Origin of the sequence: Cryobacterium sp. M91 (assembly GCF_002929615.1) — a bacterium.
Taxonomy (GTDB): Bacteria; Actinomycetota; Actinomycetes; order Actinomycetales; family Microbacteriaceae; genus Cryobacterium; species Cryobacterium levicorallinum.
Window position 1 is genome coordinate 1 of record NZ_PJJT01000033.1, and the last position, 4,596, is coordinate 4,596.

Here is a 4,596-nt window from a genome sequence, read left to right on the forward strand (position 1 = left end):
TCCGTCTCGTTGATAGCAGTTTCCCTGTCGATAACCACGCCGGCACGTCCTTACCCAGCGATCAATGTCGCAATTCTCAATCAGCGGTCGAATCATCTGCGGGCAGCGGGCGGCCATTCCCAGTGAGCCGTTTAAGCGGCAAGGCGATCTCAGCCATACCCGCCACCCGAGGATGATCGACACACTACGACAGTCCCGAAATCACCCACCACAACAACGTAAGGAGGGTGACCTGATCGTCGGTTCGGCGTCGGGATCGGCGATCGCGGCTTTGGTTGAACGCTCGACCCGGTTCGTGATCCTGCTCCACCTGCCCGGCGATCACAGCGCTGACACGGTCGCTGCGGCGGTGATCCGCGAGATGGGTAAGCTCCCCGAGCATCTGCGTCGCTCCGTCACCTGGGACCGCGGAACGGAGCTGGCCGAGTACGCGCAGATTCAGACTGCCCTCGACCTGACGCTCTCCTTTGCGACCCGCACTCACCCTGGCAGCGCGGCAGCAACGAGAACACCAACCGTCTCCTGCGGTTCTGGTTCGAGAAGGGCTCCGACCTCTCGACCCACACCCCCAACGACCTCCAACGCGTCGCCGCGAAGCTGAACGCCGCCCACGCCCCACCCTCAACCTCGAGACCCCCGCACAACGCCGCAACCAGCTCATCCTCGAGGCAAAAACCCCCGCGTTGCCCTGACCACTTGACTTTGCCGTGGGTCCAACTTGTTCAACTCGCGGTTGCTAAGGAACAGCGCGAGTACGACCTGCGCCAGGCGCTGCGAGAGCGGTAGGACATCCGCGAGGCTACACGCGCGATGTTCACACGCCGCAGCACCGGCGACTGAACGGCAATCTCCGCGTCGGCCGCGGAGGTCTGCGATGGGTTAGCCGATGCGGATGAGTTTCTTGTTCACGAACTCGCTGGCACCGAAGCGTCCAAGTTCACGCCCGAAGCCGCTTCTTTTCACCCCGCCGAATGGCAGCTCTGCGCTGTCTGCGCCGACGAGGTTGACGTAGACCATGCCAGCCTCGATGCGGTCGGCGACCCGCAGTGCCTGCTCGGGATCGGTCGTAAACAGGTAGGAGCCGAGCCCGAACGGAGTGGCGTTCGCAAGGGTGACGGCGTCATCTTCTGAGGCTGCCCGGTAGACGGATGCTACGGGGCCGAAGAGCTCCTCGTGGTATGCGTCGTTGTCTGGCGTGATATCGGTGAGCACGGCAGACGGGTAGAAGGCGCCAGAGCGTTNACGGGTAGAAGGCGCCAGAGCGTTTGCCGGTGGCCGCCAGGGTTGCTCCCTGTGCGACGGCGCGCTCTACCTGCTCCTGAAGATGCTCGGCCGCGCCGAGGGAAGAGAGCGGGCCGTAGTCTGCACCCTCGACGGTCGGGTCGCTGGGAGAGCTCGCCAGGATGGCGGCGGTGAACTTCTCCGTGAACTCGTTATAAAGCTCATCGATCACGATGAATCGCTTAGCCGCGTCGCAAGCCTGCCCGCTATTGCGGCGGAGTCGACCTTCGACGGCGGCAGCTACTGTGGCATCCATGTCGTCGGTGCTGAGCAGGATGAACGGGTCTGACCCACCCAGTTCCAGGACGACTTTCTTCAGGTGGCGACCGGCGACCTCGGCAACGGCCGCGCCGGCGCCCTCCGAACCGGTGAGGGAGACGCCCTGTACCCGCGGGTCGGCGATGATCGTGGCTACCTGCTCGCTGTCCGCATACACATTGGTGTAGGCGCCAGTCGGGAAGCCCGCGTCGTGGAAGATTTGCTCAATCGCGGCGGCCGACTCCGGGCACTGCGACGCATGCTTGAGGATGATCGTGTTGCCGTTCATGAGGTTCGGTGCGGCGAAGCGCGCAACCTGGTAGTACGGAAAGTTCCATGGCATGACCCCAATCAGCACACCGAGAGAGTTGGAGCGCACGAAGGCGGAACCCTCGCCGCTGAGAAGGGTGATTGGTTCGTCCTTCAGAAACTCCTGCGCGTTGTCGGCGTAGTACCGGTAGATGTCGGCGGCGTAGTCGATCTCGCCGAGCGCTTGGTCGACGGGCTTTCCCATCTCGCGCACGATGATGGCCGCCAGCTCGTCGCGGCGCTCCTCATGCAAATCGCCAACCCTGCGCAGGAGAGCGGCCCGTTCGTCGGTTGAAGAGTTGCGTGACCAGCCTCGGTGTGCCTGATCAGCCGATGCGATGACCTGCTCGAGTTCATCATCCGAAATCTGCGGGTACGTCTTGATGGTCTCGCCTGTGGCGGGGTTGATAACGGCGTAGTGGCTCACGAGCCACCTCCTTCTTTCACGGTAGGACTACTGTTCCGGAAATTGTCACGTAATACGAGCCAATCATGTTCGCGGGAATTGTCAAGGCAAATGAGACCAGCGGGAGTTTCGTCGCGGGGTAGTCCACTTACTCCGCTGGGGTGATCAGCGGGCTGGTTTGTGAATTCGTCGAGTATCCGGCGCGAGGTCGTGTGACGTTCGGTAACAATTTTTTTGCACTGCTTTGACGTTGCGCCTGAGGATGCCCGGCCAGCGTGGCGAAGCTAAGCTGATGCCGTAGAAGGTGACTGCGGCATCGATGTGCGTTGTTGCTGCCGCCCACACTGCGAGGGTCCCTCCCATAGAGAAACCCATTATCGCTACTTTCTGTGCTCCCTGGGCGCGAATCCAGGCCTGCGCGCTCTCGATGTCACAGGTGAGCCCTTCCGTCGTGAGGGTGTCGTGGTACCGGCGGGCTTGTTTGAACTTCCTATCGGTGACGACGGGGTCTTCGATGCGGTGGTAGAGGTGCGGCGCGGCAGTAATGTAACCGCAATCGGCCAGGCGAACGACGAGATCGGCAACTGGTGCAGAGAGGCCCCAGACGGACCTCATGGAGCACGATGACTCCAGTCCGTGCTACGTCGGCCGGCACTGACACTGTCAACGGGACACCACCCGCTCCTGCAGTTTTAATCGCGCGCGAATTGTCGGAAGGATGCGGGACTGGTTGCATGCTTTCTCCATCCGTTCAAGGACTCCCTCGGGCAGTGGTGTTCTCGGGGCAAAGCCAGACGTCGGATTCATAGTGCTTGTACCCGCGTTGCTGCAGGGGGAAAGCATCGCTCACAATCCCTACGTCCGAGCCCAGACAATACGCGAGAAGCCACACTCAGCGCGATCGGGACCGATCTGCAGATGGATTTGGATGGAGTGGCGGGATGGTTGGGGATCGCTTTCTGATGTAGGTGCAGCAGGATGGGGTTATGTCAATTGATGTCGAAGCGGTGCGCAGGGAGACTCGTGGTGTCCTGAGCGTGACCCATCTGAATAATGCGGGAAGTTCGCTGGTGTCCCGCCCTGTGTTCGACACGGTGATGGGTTATTTGCGCCGAGAAGAGGAGATCGGTGGTTATGAGGCAGCAGAGGAGGCTTCTGATCGGCTGGAGGGCGTGTACTCTTCCGTGGCGCGACTAATCGGGGCTGCGCCGAACGAGATCGCCCTCGCTGAGAGTGGCAGTCGCGCCTGGGCGATGGCGGTGTACAGTTTCCCATTTGTTCCCCGGACGCGGCTGTTGATCGGTCGTAGCGAGTACGCCGGCAATGTGATTGCGTTGCGGCAGATTGCGTGCCGCAACAACCTGGAGATTGTGATGCTTGATGACGATGCTGACGGGCAGGTTGACGTGGAGCACCTACAAAGAGAACTCGAGCGTGGAAATGTTGCCATGGTCGCGCTTACACATGTGCCAATGGCCAACGGCTTGGTGAATCCGGCGGTGGAGGTAGGCAAGCGCTGCCGTGCTGCCGGGGTGATGTTTGTGCTCGATGCATGCCAGTCGGTGGGCCAGATGCCGTTGGATGTGCAGTTATTGGGCTGCGACGTGCTGGTGGGAACGGGGCGAAAGTTTTTGCGCGGACCGCGCGGTACGGCGTTTGTTTATGTGCGCAGCGCGGTCTTAGGACGGCTGGAGCCCGTCATGCTAGACGGGCATTCCGCAGTTCCTGCTGGTGTCGGAGGGCTTGAAGTCCGCGGCGATGCCCGGCGGTTTGAGAGCTGGGAAGCCAGTATTGCGGGAAGGCTGGGCCTCGGACGGGCCGCCGATTACGCCCTGTCCTTGGGACAGGAGGCTGTACAAGAGCGTGTCGTCAGACTCGCGGATCAGCTGCGGTTCGAACTGGCGGCGGTGCCCTCGGTCACAGTCCACGACCGCGGGATCATCAGGTGCGGCATCGTAACCTTTTCGGTGAAAGGAAACGACGCCAGAAATATCAAGGCCAACTTGGCAGATCACCGGATCAATGTCTCGGTGGCACCCTTATTCTCCGCTCAGGTCGACTGCGCCCCCACAGGGGACACGATAAGGGGCGATATGGTGGTGCGGGCCTCGGTGCACTATTACAACACGGAGGCCGAGATCCAGCGACTTGTTGGCTTCCTTCGGTGAACGTTCTGAAGTGTTGGGCGGGGCTAGTCCCCCGGCCGGTCTAGGGCGTGTCTCTTAACCCAGTGGGTTGGTTGTGAGAGCATTAAGATGTGACTCGCACCGTTTTCCTTACTGATTCGCAGTGGTCGTTGATTGAGCAGTTGATGCCGTCTGCTGCGGCGAAGGGTGGCCGCC

At 61.4% G+C, this 4,596-nt stretch carries 2 protein-coding genes and 2 pseudogenes; 2 read left to right on the plus strand and 2 right to left on the minus strand.

Annotated elements, in window-relative coordinates; translation table 11 throughout:
- Positions 1-223: 223 nt before the first annotated feature.
- Positions 224-692, plus strand: a pseudogene (locus tag CXY80_RS00405) (IS30 family transposase); the annotation flags it as partial.
- 187 nt (positions 693-879) lie between these two features.
- Here the strand turns inward: CXY80_RS00405 and CXY80_RS00410 are convergent.
- Positions 880-2,275 (minus strand): annotated as a pseudogene (locus tag CXY80_RS00410) (NAD-dependent succinate-semialdehyde dehydrogenase).
- A gap of 144 nt (positions 2,276-2,419) precedes the next feature.
- On the minus strand, positions 2,420-2,869 hold the full coding sequence (locus CXY80_RS00415) for a dienelactone hydrolase family protein (protein WP_104131166.1): 450 nt from the start codon (positions 2,867-2,869) through the stop codon (positions 2,420-2,422).
- A 371-nt stretch (positions 2,870-3,240) separates the two neighbouring features.
- Between CXY80_RS00415 and CXY80_RS00420 the strand changes: the two genes are divergently transcribed.
- Complete coding sequence (locus CXY80_RS00420; RefSeq protein WP_104131167.1) at positions 3,241-4,422, plus strand: aminotransferase class V-fold PLP-dependent enzyme; 1,182 nt, start codon at positions 3,241-3,243, stop codon at positions 4,420-4,422.
- The last annotated feature ends 174 nt before the right edge of the window (positions 4,423-4,596 follow it).

Excerpts from the sequence above, each read along its gene's own strand:
- CXY80_RS00415 (WP_104131166.1), bottom strand. The coding sequence starts at position 2,869 with ATGAGGTCCGTCTGGGGCCTCTCTGCACCAGTTGCCGATCTCGTCGTT.
- CXY80_RS00420 (WP_104131167.1), top strand. The coding sequence starts at position 3,241 with ATGTCAATTGATGTCGAAGCGGTGCGCAGGGAGACTCGTGGTGTCCTG.